This is a genomic window from Kocuria sp. CCUG 69068 (genome assembly GCF_020833785.1).
Classification (GTDB): Bacteria; Actinomycetota; Actinomycetes; order Actinomycetales; family Micrococcaceae; genus Kocuria; species Kocuria rosea.
The window spans coordinates 1-762 of sequence record NZ_PDDL01000262.1; the positions used below are offsets into that span (position 1 = coordinate 1).

A 762-nucleotide genomic window follows, 5' to 3' on the forward strand; every position below is an offset into this window, starting at 1 on the left:
CCGGCTCCCCGGGCGCCGGCACGACCACCCGGTCGCCGTCCGTGCGCGGGGCGGGCACCGCCGTGCGGAACGCGTCGCGGAGGGCGTCGGCCGCCCGGCGCGGGTCCCCGGGGTGCTCGGGGTCGTGGAGCACGCAGTTGAGCGAGCCCTCCGTGGCGCCGGTCAGGCTGCCGGCGAAGGCCCGGGCGAGGCCCTCGTGCCGCGCGTACGCCTCGGGGTGCCCGGAGCGCTGGACCGCCTGCGCGGCGTCGGTGACGGACATCGTCCGGTAGTCGAGCTCGGCGAGGCCGTCGTAGAAGGCGGCCGTGGCGTGGGCCGGGTCCATGATCTGCTCGACCGTGCCCCAGCCCTGGGAGGGGCGCTGCTGGAACAGCCCCACGGAGTCCCGGTCCCCGTAGTCGATGTTGACCAGTTGCGACTCCTGCATCGCGGTCGCCAGGGCCACGACCGCCGCGTACGGGTCGGTGCCGCGCGCCACGGACTCCGCGGTGATCAGGGCGGCGTTGGCGGACTGCTCCGCGGACAGGGCGTGCCGCTGCCGCTGACCGTCCCCGTCCGTGCTCGCGACCACGCACCGGGGCTCCCCGGCCGAGGGCCGGCCCGCGCGCAGCTCGACGGCCACGAGGACCCCCGCCGCGAGCACGGCGCCGACGAGCAGGAGCACGAACAGCGGCAGCCGCAGCGACCTGCTGCGGCGGCCGGGGACGGGGGAGGACACGGGCGCTCCTGGGCGGACGGGAGGACGGGCGGGGGGCGACGGGC

The 762-nt window shown here is 78.1% G+C and carries 1 protein-coding gene; it reads right to left on the reverse strand.

Features of this window, described 5'->3' with window-relative positions:
* On the reverse strand, positions 1 to 718 hold a 718-nt coding region (locus tag CRM73_RS19425), incomplete at its 3' end, for a hypothetical protein (RefSeq protein ID WP_229588828.1).
* Positions 719 to 762 lie beyond the last annotated feature (44 nt).